Source organism: Bradyrhizobium sp. U87765 SZCCT0048 (genome assembly GCF_018131225.1).
In the GTDB taxonomy this organism is placed as follows: Bacteria; Pseudomonadota; Alphaproteobacteria; order Rhizobiales; family Xanthobacteraceae; genus Bradyrhizobium_A.
Genome location: NZ_JAFCMM010000001.1, coordinates 2,062,916 through 2,086,795 on the forward strand (window position 1 = coordinate 2,062,916; position 23,880 = coordinate 2,086,795).

A 23,880-nucleotide genomic window follows, 5' to 3' on the forward strand; every position below is an offset into this window, starting at 1 on the left:
TTCTTTTTGAGTCGAAACAACTACTATAATACCGCCACTTTGACGTTTCGGTGAATTTTCAACGCCCCAATGTTAATTTGACGCGACGGTGAATTTCAGACATATTGTCAAAAGGCCTCCGGGCCTGTCGGGAGAAGCGCAGATATCGGGCGCCGGCCAAACAAATCTCGCGGCACAAGAAAAACGCCAAAGGGGGATTCGACATTGAACTTTCATCCGGGATCCATCGTCGCGTTCGGGCAATTCCTGAGCAAGGTCACCGATAACGTCCTCAACGGCACCCCTCTGCAGCACACCCTCGAAATGATCCGCGAGCAATTCGGCGCCTGTGCCGCCGTGCTCGCCATCGAAAAGGGAACCCACGCGAGCGAGATGACGTATGTCATCGCCACACGCGACCCGACCGACTTCGCGGCGGGAGGTCAGGCCGACTCGGCCAAGGCCGACGGAGCGCGCCAGTTGTCCCATTTCTCAAACCAGTGCCACGGCAAGTCGGCGACCTATCGGGGCGCCAATGAAAGCACGCGCTATACACTCTGGATGTTCAGGGAACGCAGCGAGACGAAATTCGACCAGGAAGAGAGCTCCGTCTGCGAGATCCTCGTCGCACAGCTCGCTCGAGGGCTGGAAATTGCCTGCCGCATGGGCACCAGCGAGGTCGAACGCATGGTCTTCTCGGACGTGATGGACCGCCTCTATGTCGGCGTCGTCATTCTGGATCGCTCCGGCAAGGTTCTCCGCACTTCGCCAACGGCCAACCAGTTGCTGTCGGCCCGCGATGGGCTGCAAATCCTGACCAATCGCCTGCGGGCCGTCTGCAACAACGAAGACAAACTGTTCCAGGCTGCGATCAAGGCAGCACTGCAGGGTGCCGCGAGCCAGGAAGCCACGATGACACGCGCGATCTCGCTGACGAAGCGCTCGGGATCACGCAATCTCGGCATCATCGTTCGACCGATCGTGGCCAAGGACAACGGCCTGAACGACTCCGCGGTGGCCGTCTACATTCGTGACTCGGAAGCCAATCCCGAGGTCGAGAGCGAACTCGTCCGCCAGCTGTTCGATCTGACCCCGGCCGAGGCGGGCGTCGCCCGGCGCCTGACGGCAGGCTTGTCCCTTGAAGATGCGGCAAACTCGCTCGCCATCAGCCGCAACACGGCTCGCGCTCACTTGCGCTCGATCTTTTCGAAAAGCGGCATCACACGCCAGACCGAACTCGTCCGCCTCGTGCTCAACAGTGCCGTGGTTCTTGGTGAGCCCGCGCGCCAGGTCGCGCAACCGGCCAAATGAAAGAATCACGTGGAAGGGGCACGTGAAAGCAGCTCGGCAGTGGCGTTCCTGATATCAGTACGCCGCTGCACCGGCTGAGATCGGCCAGTGCAGTCCGGCCGACTGAATCACAAGTTCAGAACAGTGTCTCGAGGTGCGCCTTGGTGTAGCCGACGCCGTCATGGACACGCCCGTCCCTGACCCGGCACGGCCAATTCGGATCAGCAAGCAACGCCCGGCCGACGGCAAGGATGTCGAAATCGCCGCGCATCAGCGGCTTTTCCAGCACCTCGAGCGAGGTCGCCTGTGCCTCGTTGAGGCCTGCCCGATCGAGGCCCGCGCCGCCGACGGCGATCACCGGCAATCCCGTCAGCTTCCTGGTCCAGCCGGCCAACGTCAAATCACCCTCGTCGGGGAAACCGGGCTCCCAGAAACGCCGCGTCGAACAATGCAGGATGGATACCCCCGCATCGACCAGCGGCTCCAGCACCTCGGCAAGTTCGGTCGGCGTGTCAGCCAGCCGCGCCTTGTAGTCCTGCTGCTTCCACTGCGAGTAACGGAAGGAAATGGGGAAGTCGCTGCCGACCCGCGCACGCATGGCTTCGACCACCTCGACGGCAAGCCGCGTTCGCTGGCGGCGATCGCCGCCATAGCGATCATGACGCCGGTTGGTTGCAGCCCAGAAGAATTCGTCGATGAGATAGCCATGAGCACCGTGGATCTCGACACCGTCGAAGCCCAGTCTCCTGGCTGCGTCAGCGGCATCCGCATAGGCGCTAACCACCTGCTCGATATCCGCCTCGGTCATCGCCCTGGTCGGCTCCGGATAGCCGGTAAAGGCGTTGAGATTTTCCGACGGCCCAGCACCCGGAATACCGCGCTGCGGCGGCATCGACGACTGGCGAAAGCTGCCGCTGTGCCACAGCTGCGGAAAGATCTTGCCATCGGCCGCGTGCACCGCCGCCAAAACCCTGGTCCAGCCATCCAATGCGGGACCGGCGAAGAACGGCACGCCCTCATAGCTGGCGGCCGTCGGATGACCGATATAGGTGCCTTCGCTGATGATCAGCCCGACGCCACCGGCCGCCCGCCGCGCGTAGTAAGCCGCCACATCGTCGTGCGGGATGCCGTCCGGACAAAAGTAGCGCGACATCGGCGCCATCGCGATGCGGTTCTGCAGCGCGAGCGGGCCAACCCTGACCGGCTCGAACAACCGCTCGTTCACCCGGCGATCAGCGCACGCGGTTTCCACGGACATTATTTCCTTTGCGCATGGCTTCAATGAATCCTTCGAGCGGAGCGGGCGCCGGCAGCGCCTCCTCCGACGGGCCCGATCGCGCCCAGAACTCCTTCCACGACGGAAACAGTTCGTGGAAGGAACCTTGATAGGGCTCTCGGCCCGGCCAGCGCATCTTGCGCGCGCCCACAGGCGGCTTGTTCAGATCAGTCGCATACCAATAGAGCGGCTGTCGCCGCCGGAAATACCACCGGCCATCGATCCGCTCATAGCGGTCGTAGTACATCATCTGCATGATGACCCACTCGGCGCCGCACTCATGCTCGTTCTTGGAGTAGACGATACCGATCGCGTTGTTCGCATCGACAAATTCGATGATGGTCGAGCCGACATGGTGGGACGTGCCATCGAACTGGTTGCGCATCGTGTCGTCGAGCCAATTGCGCAATTCCCGCCGGCCGGACCTGCCATCGCCGACCTTGACGTCTTCCGGAAAAAGGTTCGCCATGGCGTCCATGTCCCGCATGTCGAGCGCCAGCGAATATTTGGAAATCAGCTGACGGATTTCATCGCGAGACTCGATCCGGTCCAGCCGCGCGAGAATATCAGCCTGCATGTCGCCTGATTGCTTCAAGCTGCTTTCCAAACCACTCTCCAAGTCATCCTCCCATCCGCGAAGTCGCCGCGCGCGATGCCGTCTCAGAAGTAGTAGCGCCCGAGAATATCGGCCACACAGCCGGGCTTGGCGTTGCCTTCGATCTCGATCGTCACCCGCACCGTTGTCTGGACGGCGTTGCCATCCATCGGCTCGGCGTTGATGAGTTCGCCCACCGCGCGAACCCGCGAGCCGACCGGCACCGGCGCCGGAAAGCGCAGCCGATCGGTCCCGTAGTTGATCCCCATCTTCATGCCTTCGGCCCTGAACAGATCGGGCAGGAACATGTTGATCAGCGAGAAGGTCAGGTAGCCATGCGCCACGGTGGCGCCAAAGGGGCCACTCCTGGCGCGCTCGGGATCGACATGGATCCACTGGAAGTCGCCTGTCGCCTTGGCGAAGGTATCGATGCGTTCCTGGTCGATGGTCAGCCAGTCGCTTGCTCCGAGCTTCTGCCCGATGGCGGCGACGGCTTCCTGCGGCGAGGAGAAGACGAGGCCCATCGTCAGGCTCTCTGGCTCGAGACTGAAACGATTTCCCCGACCATGTAGCCGGCATAATCGCTGGCGAGGAACATCAGGACGTTGGCGATCTCCCACACTTCCGCCGCGCGACCGAAGGCCTCCTGGCTCGCCAGTGCGTCGAGCTGCTCCTGCGGCGACGCACGCTTGAGAAAATCGTGCATGGCGATGGAGGGCGAGACCGCATTGATGCGGATGCCATATTCGGCAGCCTCGACTGCGGAGCAGCGCGTCAGTGCCATGACACCGGCCTTGGCGGCAGCATAGTGAGCCTGCCCCTTCTGGGCACGCCAGCCGAGCACGGACGCATTGTTCACAATCGCGCCACGGCCGCGCGGCATCATCTTCTTCAGGGCTGCGCGCGTCATTCGCATGGTGCCGGTCAGCGTGACATCGAGCACCAGGTTCCACTCCTGGTCGGTCATCTCGACGATCGGCTTGAGGCCACCGAGACCGGCATTGTTGATCAGCACGTCGATGCCGCCGAGCTTGTCCTCCGCCGCTTCGATCAGCGACTGGACCTGCTCCTCGCTGGTGACGTTGCAAATCTGGCTGTAGATTTCGACCGTTGCGGAATACTCACGCAACTTTTCCGCGGCTTCTGCCAGCCGACGCTCGTGGATGTCGGAGATCATGATCGCCCGACACCCCTCCTCGACGGCCTTGCGTGCGGCGGCAAATCCGATGCCGACGCCGGCTGCGGCGGTGATCAGCACCGAGCGCCCCTTGAGCAGCCCATGACCGTCGACATAGGGAGGAATGGGAATGGTTTTCGTGGCGTTCATGACTGGTGGTCCTGATTACTGCTCTGTCTTCTTTGCGGCGAAGTCCGCATCGCGCTTGGACACGAAAGCATCACGGGCTTCCTGCGATTCGGAGGTCAGGTAGGCCTGCGCCGTAAAACCCTGCTCCCAGCGATATTTCTTCTCGAGGTCGCCGTCCTCGACGCCGTTCAGCGCCTCCTTCGCAAGCCTGATCATGATCGCGCTCTTGGCGGCGATCTTCGCGGCGAGTTCGAGCGCGGCCGCGCGCAACTCCTCGCGCGGAACGATCTTTTCGACCGCCCCCAGCCGATAGGCTTCCGCGGCATCGATCGGCTCACCGGTGAAATACATCTGGCGGACCTTCTGCACCGGAAACAGCCGCTGCAGATGCGCGCCGGCGCCGAGCGCACCGCGATCGACCTCGGGAACGCCGAATGTCGCATCGGGCGAGCAGATGATGATGTCGGCTGACCCGCAAATGCCGATGCCGCCACCCAGGATGTAGCCGTGAGCCGCGACGATCACCGGCTTCAGGCCGCGGTGCACCGCGCGGAACGTCTCCCAGTTGCCGGCATTGACCTCCGGGATGCGTCCCGGGTGCTGTTGCAACTCCTTGATGTCGACCCCCGCGCAGAATCCACGGCCTTCGGCGCGAATGACGATGACGCGAACCTCCGGATCAGCGTTGAGCGCGTCGATCGCCTGGGACAGCTTGCGCCAGCCGATGCTGTCGAGGGCATTGACCGGAGGGTTCTCGATCACCAGCTCGGCGACGCCGGCCTCGATCCTGGTCCAGAACTGATCGCTCATCTCACACTCCCTTAGGCCGCTGCAACGAGGGCCGAGGCCGACCTGAGCCGCACTGTGGCCTCCTGCACGATACGTGAAATCAAATCCTCGCAGCTTTCCAGCTTGCTGATCATCGCCGCGGCCTGCCCGCTCGGCAGCAGACCGGCATCCGCATCTCCCGCAACCACACCACGCTGGACCAGCGTCGGCAGGTTCGGGGCCATGACCGTCTGGGCAAAACTGTTGTCACCGCTGGACATGACTTTCAGCCCGAGCTTGACCATGGCGATCGGTCCCAGGCCGGACTCCCTGCCCCACTGACGGGCATATTTCATGCTCATGGCGAGTCGAGCCGGCAGGCCCATGTTTTCGAGCCTCCTGATCTCGGCGTTCTCGATGAAACGCTGCGGCAGGCCGTCGACGGCCGTCGTGACACGGATGTCGGTGGGATCGTTCGTCTTGAGATAGCGCTCCAGCGCCGAAAGCGGCACCGGCGAATCCCTGGTCATCAGAAAGCGCGTGCCCATGGCGATCCCGGCCGCGCCATACGACAGCGCAGCGGCCAGCCCGCGTCCATCAAAGAAGCCGCCAGCGGCAACCACCGGCACCTTCACTGCGTCGAGCACCTGAGGCAACAGAATCGTCGTGGGCACGGCGCCGGTATGTCCACCGCCCTCCCCTCCTTGCACGGTGATGATATCGGCCCCGAGCTCAACCGCCTTGACGGCATGCTTGAGCGCGCCGACGGTCGGCATGCAGACAACACCGGCATCCTTGAGCCGTCTGATGGTCTTGGCGTCCGGCCCGCGGCCGTAGCTGACCGCCCTGACCTTGTGCCTGATCACCGCGGCGATGACTTCCTCGGCGTTCGGCTGGAACATGTGGAAGTTGACGCCAAAGGGGCGATCGGTCTTCGACTTGATCGCCTGCAGCTGGTTTTCCACGTCGCCCGACTCGGTGGTGGCGCCGGCAAAGAAGCCGAAGCCACCAGCGTTGCAGGTCGCCGCCGTCAGGTTCGCATCGGCCACCCAGCCCATCGCCGTCTGGACGATGGGATAGCGACTGCCGAGGCGATCGCACAGGATCGTTTGCAGGGAACCGGGCATCGTCGAACCTTCCGTCGTATCTTCCTGGGGCGCACCACCGATATCGCGCCTGTCTCAATTCACATGATCTTCCGCGCAGGCCGGAACATCGTCTGAATGAACTAACATCTTTCTTGTGCCGCTTCTTCAGTAGAAGACGCGGCCGCCATTGACCATCAGCGTCTGTCCGGTGATGAACCGCGCATTGACACTCGACAGGAACACGGCGGCATTGGCGATATCTTCCGGCTCGCACAGTTCGCCGAGCGGAATGGCGTTCTTGGCCCGCTCGTAAGCGTCCCTGGGGATGCGCTGCATCGCCCGGGTGTTGGTCGGCCCCGGACAGATCGCATTGACGTTGACCTTGAACGGTCCGAGCTCGCGTGCGAGCGCGCGGGTGAAACCGAGGACGCCGGACTTGGCCGAAGCGTAGTCAACGGTCCCGATGTCGCCGTTCATGGCCGAGTCGGAGGAGATGCTGACGATCTTGCCGGCGCGTCGCTCGCGCATATCCTCGACCACCTGGCGGGTGCACATCAACGTCGTCATCAGCGACACGTTGATGACGAACTGCAGTGTCTCGGGCTTGGCCTGCCAGAACTCGGAGTAATTTTCGCGCGCGGTTTGCCCGATGTTGTTGAGCAGGATGTCGACCGGCCCGAAGTCGCGCTTGATGGCGGCGAACGTCTCGACCACCTCGTCCTGCTTGGTCATGTCGCCGACGCGCGGAAACGCACGCACGCCAGACGCACGGACGAGTTCCACGGTTTCAGCCAGCGCATCCGCCTCGCGGTCGAGCACGGCGACATCCGCTCCCTCCCGCGCATAGGCGAGTGCGGCCGCACGCCCAATGCCGTTTGCGGCACCGGTCACGACGGCAATTTTCCCGGCAAATTGTCGATTGGATGTTGTCATTTGTCTCCTCCAGGCGGAACAGGACCGCTTACCTTTTTTTTGAAAACACATCACCGATTGAAACGGCCAAGCAATGTCAGAACGCGATAGGACAGGTCATCCGGCCCCGGCCGCCAGGGCTGGCTGCCGGCGGCGAAGTCGCGATAGGCCTCGGGGTCCACCGGACGTTTGGTCGACCAGTCGAGCGTGATCGCGCGGCCGAGAAAGCGCCACTCGCCATTGTCGCGGCGATAACGATCGAGGCTGCGGCTGCCGGTGATCACTTCATAAGCGCCGGTGCCGGCCGTCCGATGGTAGTTGATCTTGTAGACCTCGCCCTCGGCACGATCGCCGTCGGTTTCGAAATTCATGGTGACGGCGTAATGGGCGGTCGCCTCATAATTTGACAGCGCCTTCTCGACGAAGGCGACGTAGGCATCCGGGGCGCCGGAGAACATATCGCCGTGATCCTCGAACGCATCATCATGGTAGAGACTGCGCAGCAGGACGAAGTCGCGACGGTCGACTGCACGAGAATAGAGACTGACCAGCCGACGCAAGGCCTCGCGTGACGCAAGCTCCCGTATATCGGGCTCGCGAATGCCCATGCTGCTCTCCTCCCTCCGGTGACGTATCAGCCAAGCTTGCCGCGTGGCTCCTTCGGCATGCCGAGCCCCTGTTCGGCAATGATGTTGAGCTGGATCTCATTGGTGCCGCCGTAGATCGTGTCGGCACGGCTGAACAGGAACAGCTGCTGAAGCCTCTCGCGGCGCGGATCGTCGCTCACGACATTGCCGTCGAGCGCGAGAACGTCCATGGCCAGCCGTCCGAGGTCGCGGTGCCAGTTCGACCAGTGATATTTGTAGCCCAGCGCCTCGCGGCGCGTGTCCGCCGTCTGATCCTCGCTCAGCACACGCATCGCGAGGTAGCGCATCGCGCGCAAGCCGACCCATGCGCGGGCAATGCGCTGGCGCAACGCCGGCGAATGAACGCCGCCGGTTTCCCGGGCGATCTCGACGATGAGTTCGAGCTCCTGCGCGAAGCTCATCTGCTGGCCGAGCGTGGAGATGCCACGTTCGAAGCCCAGCAGCGCCATGGCGATCGCCCAGCCGTCGCCCGGCCGGCCGACGACGTCGCCGGCCGCTGCACGGGCGCCGTCGAAGAACACGGAGTTGAATTCACTGCCGCCGCCGATCTGGCGGATCGGATGAATGTCGACGCCCGGCTGGTCGAGCCGCATCAACAGGAAGATCAGCCCGTTGCGCCCGACCGAACCTTCCTCGCAACGCGCGATGACAAAAATCCAGTCGGAGAGATGCGCAAGCGAGGTCCACACCTTCTGACCGGAGACGACCCATTCTCCGGTGTCCGGATCTAGTCGTGCACGGGTGCGGATGCCACCGAGATCGGAGCCAGCGCCAGGCTCGGAATAGCCCTGGCACCAGAATTCCGTGCCGTTGCGGATACCGGGCAGGAAACGCTTCTTCTGGTCCTCAGTGCCAAAGGCGATCAGGGTCGGTCCGATGAGACCTTCACCGATATGGCCCATGCGGCCCGGTCCACCGGCGCGGCCATACTCTTCCTGGAACACCACCTGTTCGGCGACAGACAAGGCGCGTCCACCGTAGGCGGCAGGCCATCCCGGGCAGGTCCAGCGACCTGCGGCGAGCTCACGCTCCCACGCCTTGCGAAGCTCGGGCAGAGCATCGCCCTCTCCCGAGCCACCGCGAAATTTCAGTTGCGCATACTCGCCACTGAGGTGAGCGGCCATCCACTCCGCCACCTCACGGCGAAAGGCGGCAAGATCGCTGCCGGGCGCGGTCATGCCCCAACTCCTGCACCAAGAACCACGCCCGCGATCACCTCGAGGTGCGCGTCACGCGCGCCCAGCAGCGATGCACTCGCCTGGGCACGCTTGAGATAGAGGTGCGGATCGTACTCCCAGGTGAAGCCGACCCCGCCATGCAGCTGGATCGCCTCTTCGGCGGTGAGATACTGCACGTCGGTCGCGATCACGCGTGCGCCGAATATTTCAAGCGCGCCCTCGCCGGCATCCCACGCGCCGTCCAGCCGGGCTGCCGCGCCATAGACCAGGGACCGCGCCTCGGCAATATCCACCACCAACCGCGCGCAGCGATGTTTCACCGCCTGGAAGGACGCAATGGTGCGACCGAACTGAACGCGCTCGGCGATGTAGGCGAGCGTGATGTCGAGTGCCCCCTGAGCCGCACCGACTTGCTCGGCCGCAAGGCCGAGATTGGCTTCGGCCAGCGCCCTGCGAGCTGCGTCCGCGGCAATGCCGCCCGCATCGATGCGGGACGTCGCGGGCACGCTGACACCGTCGAGCTTCAGGCCAGCTATCGGCCGTGTCACATCGAGCGTCACACAGGGAGCGACTTCGAAGCCATCGCTCCGCGACAGCGCGAACAGCGCCACCGTCCCGTCCGCAAGTTGAGCGGGAACGAGAACAAGATCGGCCGCCGCGAGATCGACCACCTTGTCGACCTGGCCACGCAACACATAACCATCAGCGACAGCCTCCGCAGCGATCGAGACGGAATGCAACGGGTTCACGGATCCGAGCGCCGGATACGCGACGGTGGCAGCCAGCTCGCCGCTCGCGATGGCCGGAAGAAGCCGCATCCTGGCCGCCTCACAACCCGCCGCCAGCAGGAGCGGCGCGGCGAGAGCCACCGTCGCCCACAGCGGCGTGCAGACGAGGTGACTGCCGGCAAGCTCCAAAAGCAGCGTCAGTTCCGTGGCGCCGAGGCCCAGCCCGCCATATTGCTCGGGGATCGCCATGCCGCACCAGCCGAGCTCGCGGCTGATCGTCCCCCACAACTCCTCGTCGGTCCCGCCGCCAGAATCGACAACCTGACGTAGAGCCTCCGACGCGGCGCGCGCCTGGAGGAAACGCCGGGCCTCCTCTCGGATCATCTGCTGGTCGGGCGTGAGGTCGAGAATCATGGGCTGTCGTTGTCGATTTCTTTTCTTCACCAGCGCTGAGCCAGCCGGCCGTCATCGCGTCACTATTCAATGACTCGTCTTCGATTGAAAGAGCGAGCGCATCGGGAGTGGAATGCCATCGCCTTGCGCCGCAAACATCGTCCGAACGAGGGATGTCCCCACGCGCGCCGATGACGTCAATCGCTGTCGCTGATGTCGATATCGCGCGATTGGATGGGCGGGCATAGCTTGCCGTCTGCGGACAACACAACGACCCATGAGGAGGTCTCCACAATGGCCCTGAGACGCTTCGACAACAAGGTCGTCCTGCTGACGGGATCGGCGGCAGGCATCGGCCGCGCGACAGCGCTGAGGATTGCAGCAGAAGGCGGCACACTCATTCTCGCCGACCGCAATCTCGCTGGCGCGCAACAGGTTGCCGCCACCATCGCACGGGACTTCGGCGGCAGGGCTGATGCGATCGCGTACGACGCCGCCGACGTGACCTCATCGCGCCGGATGATCGACAACGCCCTGGCCTTTCACAACCGTCTCGATTGCCTGATCAACAATGCCGGCATCTATCGCCGCAACCACTTCGCCGAGACGACCGGCGAGGACTGGTCGCTCGTTCTCGCGGTCAATCTGACCAGCATCTACCACATCATCCACCAGGCGTTACCTGCACTGACCGCTTCCAGGGGGAACGTCGTCAGCACCGCCTCGACGGCGGGCCTGGAAGGCATCGCCTATGCCGCGGCCTACGCCGCATCCAAGGCCGGCGTCATCGCCCTGACCAAATCGCTGGCCACAGAATACGCTCCGGCCGGCATTCGCTTCAACGCCGTCTGCCCCGGCCGGGTGCGCACGGACCTCGGCATCGGCCTTGCGCCCGTCGAAAACCAGAATCCCCAGATTGCGGTGCGCCCCTCCAAGCTGCTGGGCAAGACCGAGACGGGCGAGCCGGAAGACCTTGCCGGCGCCTTCGCCTATCTCGCCTCGGACGACGCCTGCTACGTCTCGGGCAGCGTCCTGGTGGTGGACGGCGCACAGACCGTCGGCTGAGATGCGGCGCTCTCGACGCGACGCCCGGGAGACGCCACCACCCGGCACCAGCGATTATGGACGATCGGGCGCCCGGAAGATCATGTCAGTGCGGCGATGGGCGAAGCGCCAGCCACTGGCCGTGCAGACATAGCGATCAAAGTAGCGCCCGATCACGCGCGGCAGGGTTGCCGTGGGATCGTCGCGGCGCGTGCCATAGTAGGCAAAGCTCGCCGTGCCCGTGGCATGGGTTTCGTCAACGACCTCGATGACGATATTCTGCGCCATGTGCACGGTGTGATCGCCCGTTGGCTTGGCGTCGAGATACGCGCGCATCTGGTCGTGCCCCGCCAGCGTCCTCCTTTTCGGCCGTCTCCCATGCACCGTCGCTCCGCGACATTGGCCGCCGCCTCATCCTCCAATTGAACGATGGCGAGGGCCAATTTACCTGCAGCAATGCGCGGCCGCGCGCTTCGGCGCGCCGGGGATCATAGCGATGGAGTCCTCTGTGGCCGATGTAGAAGCTCGACTTGCGCTGCTCGAAGAACGCATTGGCGTGCTGGAAGACCAGCTCGCGATCTACCAGGTGCTCGCCGCCTACGGCCCCTCGGTCGACAGCCGCAACGAAGCGGCCACGGCCTCTCTCTGGACGAAGGATGGCCACTACGACTTTGGCGATCCACCCCTCAAGGGTGCGGACAACATCGGCGCCCTTGTCGATCGTGAGCCGCATGTCGGCTATGTCGCCGACGGCTGCGCCCATGTCATCAGCATGCCCCATGTCACCGTCGACGGCGACCAGGCCGTCGCCACCGGCTATTCGCGCGTCTATCTCAACCAGGGCGACCATTGGCGCGTCGAGCGCGCCAGCGCCAACCGCTGGGACATGGTCCGGACCGAGAACGGGTGGCGCGTCAGCGGCCGCAAGAACCGTCTCCTCAACGGAACCGGCGAGGCACGGGCCCTGCTGTCCAGCGGCGTCGCCCCGCAACGCTGAGATTCTTCAGGCAATCCGCCAACTGAACCGCCGCCGGAACGCCCGGCATCGTCCGAATGCATGATGCCGGCACTCACCGGCGAAGGCACAAACATTGTTTGGAATGCGATCATGAAACCACTTTTCGGCAAAGCCGTCGTCATTACCGGAGCCGGCTCGGGTCTGGGCGCTGCCTATGCCCGGCACGCGGCCGCGCTCGGGGCCTCGATCCTGGTCAATGATATCGATCCCGCAGCCGCCGATCGCACGGTGGCGGCAATCCGCGGAGCCGGCGACAGTGCAGTCGCCAGCGCCGGGGATATTTCATCGTGGAACTTTGCCCGCTCACTCGTGGACACATGCATCGACGCCTTCGGCACGATCAGCGGTGTCGTCAACAATGCCGGCGTGTTTCGCCCGGCTCAAATCGAGGGTCTTTCGGAAGCTGACCTCGAGTTGATGCTGCGGGTCAACGTGCTCGGCACCGCGGCGTGCGGCAGCCATGCCGTGAAGCGCATGCGTGAGCTCGGCAAGGGCGGCTCCATCATCAACGTCGCGTCGGGATCTCATGCCGGCGACATCGCGCTCGGGGGCTATGGTGCTTCCAAGGGAGCGATCGCCTCGCTCACCTACAGCTGGGCGATGGAACTCCGTAACAGCGGCATTCGCGTCAATGCCATTTCGCCGCTCGCCGAAACGGCGATGGCCGCGCAGAATGCAGCCCTCATGTCCGTCCAGGCGGCCAATCGCGAGGTCCACTACGCCTCGCTGCCGCCGCCGGAGGTCAATGCTCCCGTCGTCAGCTTCCTGCTGTCGGACGCCGCGGCAAACATCAACGGCCAGATCGTTCGCATCGCCAACGGCCAGCTGTCCTTTGTGACCCATCCCATGATCGCCGATCCCGTCCTGACCGGCGAATGGACCTTCGAAACGGTGACCGAGGCCTTCGCGGGCCATCTCGACAACCACCAGCAGCCCCTGGGACTCGCCTACGTCAGGAAGCCCGATGGCGAGGTCTGAGGATGGAAGACCCGTCGCCGTCGTTACCGGCGCCAGCCGCGGCCTCGGCCGCGGCATCGCGATTGCGCTCGGTGAAGCCGGCTTTGTCGTCTATTGCACGGGCCGCAGTGACAAGGCCGCTACCAGTCCTTGGGGCGGAACGGTTCGGCAGACCGCCGCAGCCATCGATGCAGCTGGCGGCAAGGGCATTCCGGCCATCTGCGATCACCTCGACGACAGCCAGACGGAAGCACTGTTCCGCCGCGTCGAGACCGAGCAGGGTCGTCTGGATCTGCTGGTCAACAACGCCTTCGCCATGCCGGACTCAGCCGTGCCGGACGGCCTGTTCTGGGAGCGTCCGTTGTCGCTGTGGCGCGACATGATCGACGTCGGACTGCGCTCAAGCTACGTTGCAAGCTATTTCGCCGCGCCGATCATGACCCGGCGGCGCAGCGGCCTGATCGCCAACACTTCCGGTCCCGGCGGCAAGATCTATCGCCACAGCCTGCCCTACGGCATCGGCAAGGCCGGGCAGGACAAATTCGCACACGACATGGCGCACGAGATGCGCCCCTTTGGCGTCGCGGCGATCTCGATCTGGCCTGGCCTCGTCGGCACCGAGCGCACGCTGTCCAAGCTGCAGGACGGCACTGTCGGCCAAAGCGGCGGCTCTCGCGATCATGTGGAAACGCCGTATTTCATCGGCCGCATCCTGGCTGCGATTTACCGGTCGCCGGATCTGATGACGCTGTCTGGCGGCACCTTCTATTCGGCCGAACTCGCCGAACGCTATGACGTGCTCGACGTCGACGGCCACCGCCCCCTGTCGCGTCGTGCGCTGTTCGGCGCACCCGTCTACCAGGCGCTCGCCGGCGACAGCCGCGGGCCGCCAGGCGGCTGAGAGCAGACATCATTCATTGAACCTTCAGACAGGCGGCAATGATGGCGGGCGTTGGTCGGACAGCATCGCCACGTCGCCGCCGCCTGCGGAGCACGAAAGGGCCGGCCTTGAACAAGACGACGCGCTCCCCAGGCGCTACGACCATCGACAGAAGCTCCGGCGTTCCGTTGAAGAAAAATGGCTCGAGCACACCGCAAAAAGTCGCGACCAACCCACGCAAGGAGCTGGTGCGCGAGCAGCTGATCGACATCGCCGCACAACTGTTCGGCTCCAAAGGCTATGCCCAGACCGGCATCAACGACATTGCGCGGGCGCTGGGGCTCGGACGTTCCGCCATCTATCATTACTTCCGCAACAAGGAAGAGATCCTGGCCGCGCTCGTCGAGGCCGAGGCGCTGACGCCCTCACACCGGCTCCAGGCCTTGATCAAGATCCCCGGGCTCTCGCCGACCGAGCGGCTGCGCCGCGCCATCGTCGACGGCATGGTGCGACGGTTGTCGGCGGGCTCGCGCTTCATCCTCCTCTCGCAGCTAGAGACCCAGATCCCCGACGAACTCGGGCCTGTGTATATGCAGGGCCGCCGCCACATCTACGACTTCTATGTCCAGTGCATTTCGGACGGCATGGCCAGCGGCGAGTTTCGCCAGGTCGATGCCAAGCTGGCGGCTTTCGCCGTCATCGGCATGGCCAACTGGGCGTCACGCTGGTATTCGCCGAGCGGCGCGAAGACGCCGACCGAGATCGGTGAAATCATCGCCGATCTCGCATTGCAAAGCCTCGTGGCCCCGGCAAGCAGTTCCGTCGACATGGAGAACGTGAGCCGAACCATCAGTGCGCTGCGCCAGCAAGTCGACGACCTGGAAAAATTGCTGAAATAGCTGACGCTGGTGACAAGCAGGCCGGCATAACGACCCATTCCATTCGTCCCTTCGGACGATGCATGCTGGACGAGAGTTCTTATTTTCGCGACAGTTGACGCACGCTCGCGGATGCACCTCGCCAGCCGCCCCAGACAGGTGAAGAGATGACGATCGAACAAGCCGACTGGGAGTTCACCACGATCCCCGCGCTGTGCGCGCGCGCCGCCGAGCTTTATGGCACGCAAACCGCCATCGAAGACGGCATCAAGCTCAACTTCATCGAGCTGGATGCTGCGCGCCGGCGCGCCGCCAAGGCGCTGATCGCGGCCGGCGTGCAGAAGGGGGACCGGATCATGATCTGGGCCCCGAACAGCTGGAAATGGTTCGTGGCCGCACTCGGGCTGGTCAGCGTCGGCGCGATCCTGATCCCGACCAGCACCCGCTTCAAGGGAACGGAAGTCGCCGAGCTTGCCCGCCGCAGCGGCACCAGCATGATGTTCAGCGTGGGAGATTTCCTCGGGCAGTACTATCCCGATCAGCTCGCCCCGGAAACACGAGGGCTGCTGCGCCAGGTCGTCGTGTTCGACGGCGCCCGCGAGGGCGACGTCGACTGGGATACCTTCCTTGCGACCGGTGACGGCATCAGCGCTTCCGATCTCGAACAGCGCGTCGCAGCCGTCGGTCCCGACGATCTCTGCGACATGCTGTTCACCTCCGGCACCACGGGGTATCCGAAGGGTGTGATGTACGGCCACCGGCAATGCCTGCGCGCCATCGACGCCTGGGCGACCCGCGTCGGCATCCGTGCGCACGACCGCGTCCTGGTCATCGCGCCGTTCTTTCATGCCTTCGGCTATCGCTCGGGCGCCATCGTCTCGCTGATGCGCGGCGCAGTTCTCATGCCCCATCTCACTTACGATGCCGGTGAGATTCTCAAGCGGATTTCCGACGAGAAGATCAGCGTGATTCCCGGCCCGCCTGCGATCTTCCATGGCATGCTGCAACACCCTGAACTCGCCAAATTTGACACCAGCAGCTTGCGCCTCGGCATCACAGGCGGAGCTGTCGTTCCCTCGATTCTCATCCGGCGCATGCGTGAAGAGCTCGGCTTCGCGGGCGTGGTCAACGGCTATGGCCTGACCGAATGTGGCGGATACGGCACGATGTGCCGCGCCGATGATCCGGACGATGTCATCGCCAACACCGCCGGCAAGGCCTCGCCGGGCGTTGACGTCCGCATCATGGGCCCCGACGGAAAGTTCCTCGCCGATGGCGAGCGCGGCGAAGTCGTGATCCGCGGCTACATCGTCATGAAGGGCTATTTCGAGGATCCGGAGTCCACGGCCAAGACCATCGACAAGGATGGCTGGCTGCATACCGGCGACATCGGCTACTTCGACGAAGACGCCAACCTGCGCATCGAGGATCGCCTCAAGGACATGTACATCACCGGCGGCTTCAACTGCTATCCCGCCGAAATAGAACGGCTCCTGAGCACCCACCCCGCGATCGGCACCGTCGCGGTCATCGGCGTGAGCGACGAGCGCCTCGGAGAAGTCGGCAAGGCCTTCGTCGTGCTCCGCCCGGGAACTGCGGCGACCGAGAAGGAACTCCTGGACTGGTCGCGCGCGCACATGGCCAATTACAAATGCCCGCGCAGCGTCGAGATCCGGGAGTCCCTCCCCACCAGCCCCCAAGGCAAGGTTCTCAAGAACATGCTGCGGAATCCCGTTCCCGCGGCATCCTGATCACACGCGGAGTGCGCCCGCCCCTTCAAGCGCCCGGCACCAGCCGAGCGACCTGTTGTCGTCAGTTGATACGCCCCTGACGCTCACGATCCAGGCTGGCGCCGGCCGAACACCTCAACGGGTATCGCACTGACCGCCAGAAGACATGCCGTGAGTTGAGTCTCGCGACCGACGCGAACGCTTGTGAGGGCCGCACTTGTCCACGCCACTCGCCGGACGGGTTGAGACGGCTTCAGCGCAGCCGCCGGTTAGGCTCCATAGACCCGTTTGGCCGCCGGACGATCCGCGACGAGCTGCAGAATCTTGTCGCCGAGCTCTGCGGCCTCCCAGCGTTCGCCCTTGTCGAACTCGGGACCATCGGTCCAGCCAAGGGCGACACGGATCTTGCCACCGATCAGCTCGAAGATCTGCCCGGTGACGTCGCTCGAGCGCGCGCTGCACAGCCAGGCCACCAGTGGCGCGGTATTTTCAGGTGCGAAAACATCGAATTCATCCGCCTTGGCCTTCATGGCCTCCGCGAAGGCGGTCTCGGTCATCCGCGTACGCGCATTCGGCGCAAGCCCGTTTGCCGTGATGCCATAGCGGCGAAGCTCGGCGGCCTGAACCAGCGTGAGTGTCGCGATGCCGGCCTTGGCGGCGGCATAGGCGCTCTGGCCGACGCTGCCCTGCAACCCCGCGCCCGACGATGTGTTGATAATGCGCGCCTCAACCGCCTTCCCGGCCTTCTGCTGCGCCCGCCAGTAATCGACCGCATGGCGGCTGGTGCAGAAGTGGCCCCGCAAGTGGACCCTCAGCACCGCATCCCATTCGTCCGGCGTGCACGACACGAACATGCGGTCGCGCACGAAGCCCGCGTTGTTGACGACGGCGTGGAGGTCACCAAAGCTGTCGACAGCGGCCGTGACGATCCGACGGCCGGCTTCGTAGTCCGACACGTCGTCGTAATTGGCTACGGCCTCGCCGCCCATGGCCCGGATTTCCTCGACAACCAGCTGCGCCGGCGTTTCGCCGGTGGCATCGCCATGGGTCCCGACGCCGAGATCGTTCACGACGACCTTGGCGCCCTCCCTGGCAAGGCCTAGTGCATAAGCCCGGCCGAGGCCGCGGCCCGCGCCCGTGACGATGACCACCCTGTTTTCGCAGATGCCCGACATATCCGGTTGTCTCACTTGACGTTTGAGGAAAGCCGCACGGCGCGGGCGCTGCCGGCATTGCGGCGGCGGTTCGGCTCCGGCGTGGAAAGCGGCTCGCATTCGACGAGGTCCGCCAGCGAGCGATCCGCGAGGCGCTGGTATTCGCCGTCGCCGTTGTTGCGCCAACGGATCATCTCTTCCGGCATTTCCTTGATGACCTTGGCCGGGTTCCCGGCAATCAGGCTGCGTGGCGGCGTCACCGTGTCGTTCTTGACCAGGCTGAGCGCCGCGACAAGACTGTCTTCTGCGATGACGGCGCCATCGAGAACGACCGCGTTCATGCCGACCAGCGCATTCTCCCCGATGACGCAACCGTGCAGGATGGCCCCGTGCCCCACGGTCGCTCCACGACCGACGACACAATCAGAGCCGGCCCCGGTATGCAGCGTACAATTGTCCTGCACGCTCGCGTCGCCGACAACCGTGATCCGGCCGAAATCCCCACGCAGCGAGGCTCCCGGACCGATGAAGCAGCGCGGCCCGATCGTGACGTCGCCAATCACCACAGCCGTTGGATGCAGGTAGGTCGTCGGATCGACGACCGGCACGATGCCTTCGAAGGAATAGACCGGCACGATCAGAGCCTCTCCAGAACAGTCACATTGGCCTGACCGCCGCCCTCGCACATGGTCTGCAGAGCGTAGCGGCCCTTGCGGCGTTCCAGTTCATTCAGCATCGTGGTCATGATCCGCGCGCCGGTCGCGCCCAGCGGATGACCGAGCGCGATGGCCCCGCCATTGACGTTAACCCGGTCGCGCGGAAGGCCCAGATCCTTGATCCATGCCAACGCCACGGACGCAAAGGCCTCGTTGCATTCGAACAGGTCGATATCATCGATCTTGAGCCCGGTCTTCTCCAGCGCATGGCGGGTGGCCGGGATCGGCGCCGTCAGCATCCAGACAGGATCGGTCGCGCGCACCGTCATATAATGGATGCGGGCGCGCGGCTTGAGGTCATGGTCCTTCACTGCGCGCTCCGAGGCGAGCAGCAACGCAGCGGAGGCGTCAGCGTTCTGGCTGGCGACGCCGGCATGAACGCGGCCCCCCTCGATCAGCGTCTTCAGGGTGGCCATCTTCTCAAGCGTGGTGTCGCGGCGCGGCGTCTCATCGACGGAAAAATTGCCGACCGGGACAATCTCGTCGACAAAATGCCCCGCATCTGCCGCCGCGACGGCCCGCCGGTGGCTTTCGAGCGCGAACTGCTCCATTTCCTCGCGCGAACACTGCCATTTCTCGGCGATCATTTCCGCCGACCGGAACTGGCTCACCTCCTGGTCGCCATAGCGCGCGAGCCAGCCGGGTGAGGTGCTGAACGGGTCCGGGAAACCGTACTGCTGCCCGACGATCATCGCCGACGCCATCGGCACCATGTTCATGTTCTGCACGCCGCCGGCAACCACCAGATCCTGCGTGCCACTCATGATGGCCTGCGCCGCGAAGTGCACGGCCTGCTGCCCCGAGCCGCACTGGCGATCGACGGTGACGCCCGGAACATGGTCCGGCAGCCCCGCGACCAGCCAGCAGGTGCGGGCGATATCGCCGGCCTGCGAACCGATCGTATCCGTGCAGCCATAGATCACGTCATCGACGGCATTCGGATCGAGCCCGGTACGATCCATCAGCGCCTTGATCGGATGGGCGCCGAGATCGGCCGAATGCATCGACGCGAGCGCGCCCTTCTTGCGCCCGACGGGGGTTCGAACGGCATCGATGATATAGGCTTCAGGCATGCTTGGCCTCCGCAGCGAAGGTGTGTTCAGGTCCGAGCGGCGCGCCGAAGACACGGGCGGCCACACGCTCGCGGTGGAAGGCGGCTCCGCCCCACCAATTGGTCAGCGCGATCGTGCGCTTGAGGAAGAAGTGAACGTCGACTTCCCAGGAATAGCCCATCGCGCCATGAACCTGGATCGCGGTGCGTGCCGCAACGTCGGCAGCATCCGCGCTGGCGAGCTTGGCCTGCGAGATGCGCGCGCGCGACTGAAGATCGGCGTTGACCAGCGTCGCCGCCGCAGCATACAGCACCGGACGCGCAAACTCGATCTTGACCTGGGCCGTCGCGAGGTGATGCTTGATCGCCTGATAGGAGCCGATGGGCTTGCCGAACTGCTGCCGATCCCTGGCATAGTCGACCGAAAGATCGACGCAGCGCTGGGCCATCCCGAGCATCTGCGCCGCGGCGAACAGCGCGCCGCGATCGAGCGCGGAGTCGAGATGCGGCGCGGCTGCCCTGGCGTCGCCAAGCAGCGTGCCCGACGACGCGTCGAACGCGACGGAAGACAGCCGCCGGAACGGATCGATGCTTGGCTGGGCGGTGAGCCTGGCCGACGCAAGCTCAACGAGATGCACCCCGCCGTCATGCACCATGATCACTGCTGCCGCCGTGTCGGCGTCGGCAACGAACGGATTCGCCGGGTGCGCGACCGTCACCGTCACTTCCCCGTCGAGCGCGCGCCGCAGATGCGCTGCGGCACGCGGATCGCCCGCGAAGGCCGCCAGCAGAGGCAGGGCAACGCCGGCATTCTCGACCAGCGGCTCCGGCAAGCCCGCATAGCCGCAGGCTTCCGCCAGCAGGACAAAGTCATCGGCGCGAAGGCCGAGGCCGCCATGCTCTTCAGCGACCAGCGCACCGGCAAGGCCCATCTCGACAATCTTCGACCAGCGATCGTCGTCGCGCGCCGCGCCCGTTGCCATCAGCCGCCGAAGGTCGGCCGGCTGGCAGACGTCGGCCAGCAGCTCGCGGACGGTGCCCGCCATCATGGTCTGCTCTTCGGAGAAACGGAAATCCATGTTTCGCCCCTCCTCAGGCCCGCGGCAGGCCGAGGACACGCTCGGCGATGATATTACGCTGAATCTCGTTCGAGCCGGCGTAAATCGGACCGGCCAGCGAGAAGAAGTAGCCGTCCAGCCAGCGACCGATATCCCCTGCCGCAGGAGCTGTTCGCAGCAGCTCGGCGCGTGCCCCGAGAATCGACAGCGCGGTCTTGTGCAGCGCGATGTCCATCTCCGACCAGAAAATCTTGTTCGTGCTCGCTTCAGCTCCAATCTGGCCACCCGCGATCAGGCGCGACGCCGTGCTGTAGATCGACAGCGCGTAGGCTTCCGCATCCATCCAGCACTGCAGAACGGCGGCCCTGACGCTCGGGTCGACCTCCGCCTCATGCGCCTTGTAGAGCTCGACGAGCTTGCGCGCCGCGACCTGAAACCGGGCCGGGCTGCGCAGCATCAGTCCACGCTCGAAGCCCGCGGTCGCCATGCAGATGGTCCAGCCTTCGCCCTCACTGCCGAGACGGTTGAAGGCGGGAACGCGGACCTCGTCGAGGAAGATCTCGGCAAAGCCGGTCTCACCGTCGATCTGCGAGATCGGCTGCACGCGCACGCCCGGCGCATTGAGCGGGAAGAAGATCAGCGACAGGCCCTTGTGACGCTGCGAGTCCGGATCGGTGCGAAACAGGCCGAAGGCCCAATCGGCAAAGACCGCGCGCGAGGACCAGATCTTGTGGCCTCTGAGCACATAGTCGTCGCCGTCACGCACGGCCGACGAGCGCACGGCCGCAAGGTCGGAGCCGGCCTGGGGCTCGGACCAGGCCTGAGCCCAGATCTCGTCACCCGCGGCCATCGCCGTCAGGAAGCGCGCCTTCTGCTCGGCGGTGCCGTATTCCATCAGCGTCGGCCCGAGCAAGAAGATGCCGTTCTGGTTGACCCGCAGCGGCGCGCCAGCGCGATAGTACTCTTCTTCGAAGATCAGCCACTGCACCAGGTCGAGCCCACGCCCGCCATAGCTCTCCGGCCAGGTCACCATGCCCCATCGGCCTTTGCTGAGCACGCGCTCCCAGGCGCGATGCGCCTCGAAGCCTTCACGGCTGGCGTCGAACGACGGCAGCGGCTGCTGGGGCACGTGAGCTTCCAGCCACGTGCGCACGTCCTGCCGGAAGGCTTTCTGCTTGTCGGTGTAGGTCAGATCCACGCGAACACAATCCTGTTGGCTCAGATGTCTGTCTCGGCTGGGGGCTCAGCTCTGGCCGGCCTGCTTCTTGTTGGCTGCCGCCATGCTCCTGGCATCCTGCCCGCCCAGCGTATTGCCGGTCGTCAGATCGTTCTGCGCATGGGCGAAGTGGTGCATATGATAGTGCGCATCCATCGCGGTGCGCTTGCCGCGCAGCTCCTCGACATGATTGATCGCCTGCTTGGACAGCCACAGGCCGAGCCGCGGATACTCCGCAAGCTTGCTCGCCATCGTCCGGCCCGCCGCCTCCAGCTGGTCGCGCGGGACGACCTTGTTGACCATGCCGTACTGCTCCGCCCGCGCCACCGGCAGTCGCTCGCCAAGCATCAGGAATTCCTTGGCGACACGCGGCGGCAGTTCGAAGGCATGGGCGAAATACTCGACGCCCGGAATCCCCATACGCACCACCGGGTCCTGGAAGAAGGCGTCGTCGGTGGCGATGATGAAGTCGCACACCCAGGCCAGCATCAATCCGCCCGCCACGCAGGCGCCCTGCACCAGGGCGATCGTCGGCTTGGGAATCTCGCGCCAGCGCCGGCACATGCCGAGGTAAACCTCATGCTCGCGCGTGTAGAGCATTTCGGCCGCGGGCTTGTTGACGTGATCGGCCCACATCAAGCGGCGATCGAAGCTCTTGTTGACGTCGCGTCCCGGCGTGCCGATGTCATGGCCGGCGGAGAAGTGCTTGCCCTCGCCGCGCAGGATGATGACCTTGATCGCATCATCGTCGACCGCCCGCTTGAAGGCATCGTCGAGCGCATAGGTCATCTGCGAGTTCTGCGCGTTGTTGAACTTGGGACGATCGAGAGTCACCCACGCGATCGGACCTTCGGTCTCGTAGCGCACCGGTGCGTCGGTCTCGTAGCTGATTTCCGCGGTGCGCGGTTCCACAAGGTCGGTCATGTTCGGCGTCAGTCCGCAATGTTGCTTCAGGTACGGCCGACACTAGGTTGACGGCCCCTGCCGGCAATCGTCCAAAGAGACTAAAGCACCGCCCCGAACAGGAAGCCTGCGGCACCCTCCCACATCATTGCAGCCTGCAAAAGGCATCGACCTCGGCAAGTTCGTCCGCCGTCAGCTTCCAGACTGTCGAGCGCGCATTGACCTGCACCTGCTCCGGCCTGGTCGCGCCGGCGATCACGCTGGAGACGATCGGCTGGGCCAGCAGCCATGAGAACGCGAGTTCCAGGATCGAGCGGCCCCGCGCCTCGCAGAAGGCGATCAGCCCTTCCACCCGATCCAGATTGGCTTCGCTGAGGCCGGCGCGGAAGTACGGCATGCTCATCCGCGTGTCCTCCGGGATGGGCTGGCCCTTGCGGTACTTGCCGGTCAACAGACCGCTGGCGAGCGGAAAGTAGGGCAGCAGCGTCATGCCGGTCCGTCGCATCGCCGGGAACAGATCGGCTTCGGCCTGCCGCGCGATCAGATTGTACTCGGTCTGGGTCGACAGCAGGCTGTTCAGCCCGTGATGCCACGAGGTCCAGCTGGCGTCGACGAGCTGCCAGGCCGGCAGGTTGGAGCAGCCGAGATAACGCACCTTGCCCTGCTTCACGAGGTCGTCGAGCGCCCGCAAGGTCTCCTCGATCGGTGTCAGCGGATCGGGGAAATGATATTGATAGAGGTCGATGTAGTCGGTCTTCAGCCGCCGCAGGCTGTCCTCGACCGCGCTCATGATATAGCCGCGCGAGCCGTTGTAGCGGCTGCTCTTCTGCCGGTTCATCGGCGAGGCAAACTTGGTCGCCAGAACGACGTCCTTGCGCCTGTCGCCGAGAATGTCACCAAGGCACGTTTCCGAACCGCCGTCGACGCCATAGGAATCAGAGGTATCGAACAGGGTGATGCCCGCATCGAGCGCGGCATGCACCACCTGGCGCGCGCCTGCCAGATCGAGCGCTTTGATCATCCCGCCAAAATTGTTGCATCCCAGCCCGACCACCGAGACCTCAAGGCCCGATCGCCCCAACACCCGCTTTTCCATATTGTCCCCTTCTCGATGT

General features: G+C 64.5%; 25 protein-coding genes. 7 read left to right on the forward strand and 18 right to left on the reverse strand.

Annotated elements, in window-relative coordinates:
• The first annotated feature begins 204 nt into the window (after positions 1 to 204).
• The gene (locus JQ639_RS09040; protein ID WP_211965781.1) at positions 205 to 1,290 is read left to right on the forward strand and encodes a helix-turn-helix transcriptional regulator; all 1,086 of its coding nucleotides are present in this window, start codon (positions 205 to 207) and stop codon (positions 1,288 to 1,290) included.
• 115 nt (positions 1,291 to 1,405) lie between these two features.
• Here JQ639_RS09040 and JQ639_RS09045 read toward each other — a convergent pair whose 3' ends face one another.
• From JQ639_RS09045 to JQ639_RS09090, 10 genes are all read right to left on the reverse strand, one after another.
• On the reverse strand, positions 1,406 to 2,521 hold the full coding sequence (locus JQ639_RS09045) for an oxidoreductase (protein ID WP_349644618.1): 1,116 nt from the start codon (positions 2,519 to 2,521) through the stop codon (positions 1,406 to 1,408).
• Positions 2,502 to 3,164 (reverse strand): nuclear transport factor 2 family protein, encoded by a 663-nt coding sequence (locus JQ639_RS09050; RefSeq protein ID WP_249123030.1) that lies wholly within the window; start codon positions 3,162 to 3,164, stop codon positions 2,502 to 2,504. Before JQ639_RS09050 ends, JQ639_RS09045 begins: the two co-directional genes overlap by 20 nt.
• A gap of 41 nt (positions 3,165 to 3,205) precedes the next feature.
• Positions 3,206 to 3,664 (reverse strand): MaoC family dehydratase, encoded by a 459-nt coding sequence (locus JQ639_RS09055; protein WP_211965783.1) that lies wholly within the window; start codon positions 3,662 to 3,664, stop codon positions 3,206 to 3,208.
• Between the two features lie 2 nt (positions 3,665 to 3,666).
• Positions 3,667 to 4,467, reverse strand: a complete 801-nt coding sequence (locus JQ639_RS09060; RefSeq protein ID WP_211965784.1) for an SDR family oxidoreductase — start codon at positions 4,465 to 4,467, stop codon at positions 3,667 to 3,669.
• A 15-nt stretch (positions 4,468 to 4,482) separates the two neighbouring features.
• Positions 4,483 to 5,256 (reverse strand): enoyl-CoA hydratase family protein, encoded by a 774-nt coding sequence (locus tag JQ639_RS09065; protein WP_211965785.1) that lies wholly within the window; start codon positions 5,254 to 5,256, stop codon positions 4,483 to 4,485.
• A gap of 11 nt (positions 5,257 to 5,267) precedes the next feature.
• Positions 5,268 to 6,341: an NAD(P)H-dependent flavin oxidoreductase gene (locus tag JQ639_RS09070; RefSeq protein ID WP_211965786.1), complete on the reverse strand. Its 1,074-nt coding sequence runs from the start codon at positions 6,339 to 6,341 to the stop codon at positions 5,268 to 5,270.
• Positions 6,342 to 6,467: 126 nt separating this feature from the next.
• Positions 6,468 to 7,193, reverse strand: coding sequence for an SDR family NAD(P)-dependent oxidoreductase (locus JQ639_RS09075; protein WP_349644617.1), 726 nt, complete (start codon positions 7,191 to 7,193; stop codon positions 6,468 to 6,470).
• Positions 7,194 to 7,285: 92 nt separating this feature from the next.
• A complete protein-coding gene (locus JQ639_RS09080) occupies positions 7,286 to 7,822 on the reverse strand; it encodes a nuclear transport factor 2 family protein (RefSeq protein ID WP_211965788.1) in 537 nt (178 codons plus the stop codon).
• Between the two features lie 26 nt (positions 7,823 to 7,848).
• A complete protein-coding gene (locus tag JQ639_RS09085; RefSeq protein ID WP_211965789.1) occupies positions 7,849 to 9,039 on the reverse strand; it encodes an acyl-CoA dehydrogenase family protein in 1,191 nt (396 codons plus the stop codon).
• Complete coding sequence (locus JQ639_RS09090; RefSeq protein WP_211965790.1) at positions 9,036 to 10,181, reverse strand: acyl-CoA dehydrogenase family protein; 1,146 nt, start codon at positions 10,179 to 10,181, stop codon at positions 9,036 to 9,038. The genes JQ639_RS09085 and JQ639_RS09090 overlap by 4 nt, the downstream gene beginning before the upstream one ends.
• Before the next feature lie 192 nt (positions 10,182 to 10,373).
• On the opposite strand from JQ639_RS09090, the gene JQ639_RS09095 reads away from it, so the two are divergent.
• Complete coding sequence (locus JQ639_RS09095; protein WP_211965791.1) at positions 10,374 to 11,225, forward strand: SDR family NAD(P)-dependent oxidoreductase; 852 nt, start codon at positions 10,374 to 10,376, stop codon at positions 11,223 to 11,225.
• 54 nt (positions 11,226 to 11,279) lie between these two features.
• On the opposite strand, the gene JQ639_RS09100 is transcribed toward JQ639_RS09095, so the two are convergent.
• Entirely contained in the window at positions 11,280 to 11,588 is a 309-nt protein-coding gene (locus JQ639_RS09100) for a nuclear transport factor 2 family protein (protein WP_349644616.1), read from the reverse strand.
• Between the two features lie 112 nt (positions 11,589 to 11,700).
• On the opposite strand from JQ639_RS09100, the gene JQ639_RS09105 reads away from it, so the two are divergent.
• The 5 genes from JQ639_RS09105 (at position 11,701) to JQ639_RS09125 (ending at position 16,688) form a co-directional block, all read left to right on the forward strand.
• The gene (locus JQ639_RS09105; RefSeq protein ID WP_211965793.1) at positions 11,701 to 12,201 is read left to right on the forward strand and encodes a nuclear transport factor 2 family protein; all 501 of its coding nucleotides are present in this window, start codon (positions 11,701 to 11,703) and stop codon (positions 12,199 to 12,201) included.
• Positions 12,202 to 12,312: 111 nt separating this feature from the next.
• On the forward strand, positions 12,313 to 13,200 hold the full coding sequence (locus JQ639_RS09110) for an SDR family NAD(P)-dependent oxidoreductase (protein WP_211965794.1): 888 nt from the start codon (positions 12,313 to 12,315) through the stop codon (positions 13,198 to 13,200).
• A complete protein-coding gene (locus tag JQ639_RS09115) occupies positions 13,187 to 14,080 on the forward strand; it encodes an SDR family NAD(P)-dependent oxidoreductase (RefSeq protein WP_211965795.1) in 894 nt (297 codons plus the stop codon). Before JQ639_RS09110 ends, JQ639_RS09115 begins: the two co-directional genes overlap by 14 nt.
• Before the next feature lie 107 nt (positions 14,081 to 14,187).
• A complete protein-coding gene (locus JQ639_RS09120) occupies positions 14,188 to 14,958 on the forward strand; it encodes a TetR/AcrR family transcriptional regulator (protein ID WP_249123031.1) in 771 nt (256 codons plus the stop codon).
• 146 nt (positions 14,959 to 15,104) lie between these two features.
• A complete protein-coding gene (locus JQ639_RS09125) occupies positions 15,105 to 16,688 on the forward strand; it encodes a FadD3 family acyl-CoA ligase (RefSeq protein ID WP_211965797.1) in 1,584 nt (527 codons plus the stop codon).
• A gap of 248 nt (positions 16,689 to 16,936) precedes the next feature.
• Here the strand turns inward: JQ639_RS09125 and JQ639_RS09130 are convergent, their stop codons facing one another.
• From JQ639_RS09130 to JQ639_RS09160, 7 genes are all read right to left on the reverse strand, one after another.
• Positions 16,937 to 17,941, reverse strand: coding sequence for an SDR family oxidoreductase (locus JQ639_RS09130; protein ID WP_349644788.1), 1,005 nt, complete (start codon positions 17,939 to 17,941; stop codon positions 16,937 to 16,939).
• A complete protein-coding gene (locus JQ639_RS09135) occupies positions 17,854 to 18,456 on the reverse strand; it encodes a gamma carbonic anhydrase family protein (RefSeq protein ID WP_211965799.1) in 603 nt (200 codons plus the stop codon). Before JQ639_RS09135 ends, JQ639_RS09130 begins: the two co-directional genes overlap by 88 nt.
• A 2-nt stretch (positions 18,457 to 18,458) precedes the next feature.
• Positions 18,459 to 19,610: an acetyl-CoA C-acetyltransferase gene (locus JQ639_RS09140; RefSeq protein ID WP_211966541.1), complete on the reverse strand. Its 1,152-nt coding sequence runs from the start codon at positions 19,608 to 19,610 to the stop codon at positions 18,459 to 18,461.
• Positions 19,603 to 20,667: an acyl-CoA dehydrogenase family protein gene (locus JQ639_RS09145; protein ID WP_211965800.1), complete on the reverse strand. Its 1,065-nt coding sequence runs from the start codon at positions 20,665 to 20,667 to the stop codon at positions 19,603 to 19,605. The genes JQ639_RS09140 and JQ639_RS09145 overlap by 8 nt, the downstream gene beginning before the upstream one ends.
• Before the next feature lie 13 nt (positions 20,668 to 20,680).
• Entirely contained in the window at positions 20,681 to 21,844 is a 1,164-nt protein-coding gene (locus tag JQ639_RS09150; protein ID WP_211965801.1) for an acyl-CoA dehydrogenase family protein, read from the reverse strand.
• Between the two features lie 45 nt (positions 21,845 to 21,889).
• Positions 21,890 to 22,786: an enoyl-CoA hydratase gene (locus JQ639_RS09155; RefSeq protein WP_211965802.1), complete on the reverse strand. Its 897-nt coding sequence runs from the start codon at positions 22,784 to 22,786 to the stop codon at positions 21,890 to 21,892.
• A gap of 124 nt (positions 22,787 to 22,910) precedes the next feature.
• Positions 22,911 to 23,861: an aldo/keto reductase gene (locus JQ639_RS09160; protein ID WP_211965803.1), complete on the reverse strand. Its 951-nt coding sequence runs from the start codon at positions 23,859 to 23,861 to the stop codon at positions 22,911 to 22,913.
• Positions 23,862 to 23,880: the final 19 nt, after the last annotated feature.

Excerpts from the sequence above, each read along its gene's own strand:
- JQ639_RS09160 (WP_211965803.1), bottom strand. The coding sequence starts at position 23,861 with ATGGAAAAGCGGGTGTTGGGGCGATCGGGCCTTGAGGTCTCGGTGGTC.
- JQ639_RS09090 (WP_211965790.1), bottom strand. The coding sequence starts at position 10,181 with ATGATTCTCGACCTCACGCCCGACCAGCAGATGATCCGAGAGGAGGCC.
- JQ639_RS09065 (WP_211965785.1), bottom strand. The coding sequence starts at position 5,256 with ATGAGCGATCAGTTCTGGACCAGGATCGAGGCCGGCGTCGCCGAGCTG.
- JQ639_RS09110 (WP_211965794.1), top strand. The coding sequence starts at position 12,313 with ATGAAACCACTTTTCGGCAAAGCCGTCGTCATTACCGGAGCCGGCTCG.
- JQ639_RS09070 (WP_211965786.1), bottom strand. The coding sequence starts at position 6,341 with ATGCCCGGTTCCCTGCAAACGATCCTGTGCGATCGCCTCGGCAGTCGC.
- JQ639_RS09105 (WP_211965793.1), top strand. The coding sequence starts at position 11,701 with ATGGAGTCCTCTGTGGCCGATGTAGAAGCTCGACTTGCGCTGCTCGAA.
- JQ639_RS09095 (WP_211965791.1), top strand. The coding sequence starts at position 10,374 with ATGTCGATATCGCGCGATTGGATGGGCGGGCATAGCTTGCCGTCTGCG.
- JQ639_RS09080 (WP_211965788.1), bottom strand. The coding sequence starts at position 7,822 with ATGGGCATTCGCGAGCCCGATATACGGGAGCTTGCGTCACGCGAGGCC.
- JQ639_RS09125 (WP_211965797.1), top strand. The coding sequence starts at position 15,105 with ATGACGATCGAACAAGCCGACTGGGAGTTCACCACGATCCCCGCGCTG.
- JQ639_RS09155 (WP_211965802.1), bottom strand. The coding sequence starts at position 22,786 with ATGACCGACCTTGTGGAACCGCGCACCGCGGAAATCAGCTACGAGACC.
- JQ639_RS09130 (WP_349644788.1), bottom strand. The coding sequence starts at position 17,941 with ATGCGAGCCGCTTTCCACGCCGGAGCCGAACCGCCGCCGCAATGCCGG.
- JQ639_RS09140 (WP_211966541.1), bottom strand. The coding sequence starts at position 19,610 with ATGCCTGAAGCCTATATCATCGATGCCGTTCGAACCCCCGTCGGGCGC.
- JQ639_RS09060 (WP_211965784.1), bottom strand. The coding sequence starts at position 4,467 with ATGAACGCCACGAAAACCATTCCCATTCCTCCCTATGTCGACGGTCAT.
- JQ639_RS09145 (WP_211965800.1), bottom strand. The coding sequence starts at position 20,667 with ATGGATTTCCGTTTCTCCGAAGAGCAGACCATGATGGCGGGCACCGTC.
- JQ639_RS09085 (WP_211965789.1), bottom strand. The coding sequence starts at position 9,039 with ATGACCGCGCCCGGCAGCGATCTTGCCGCCTTTCGCCGTGAGGTGGCG.
- JQ639_RS09055 (WP_211965783.1), bottom strand. The coding sequence starts at position 3,664 with ATGGGCCTCGTCTTCTCCTCGCCGCAGGAAGCCGTCGCCGCCATCGGG.
- JQ639_RS09115 (WP_211965795.1), top strand. The coding sequence starts at position 13,187 with ATGGCGAGGTCTGAGGATGGAAGACCCGTCGCCGTCGTTACCGGCGCC.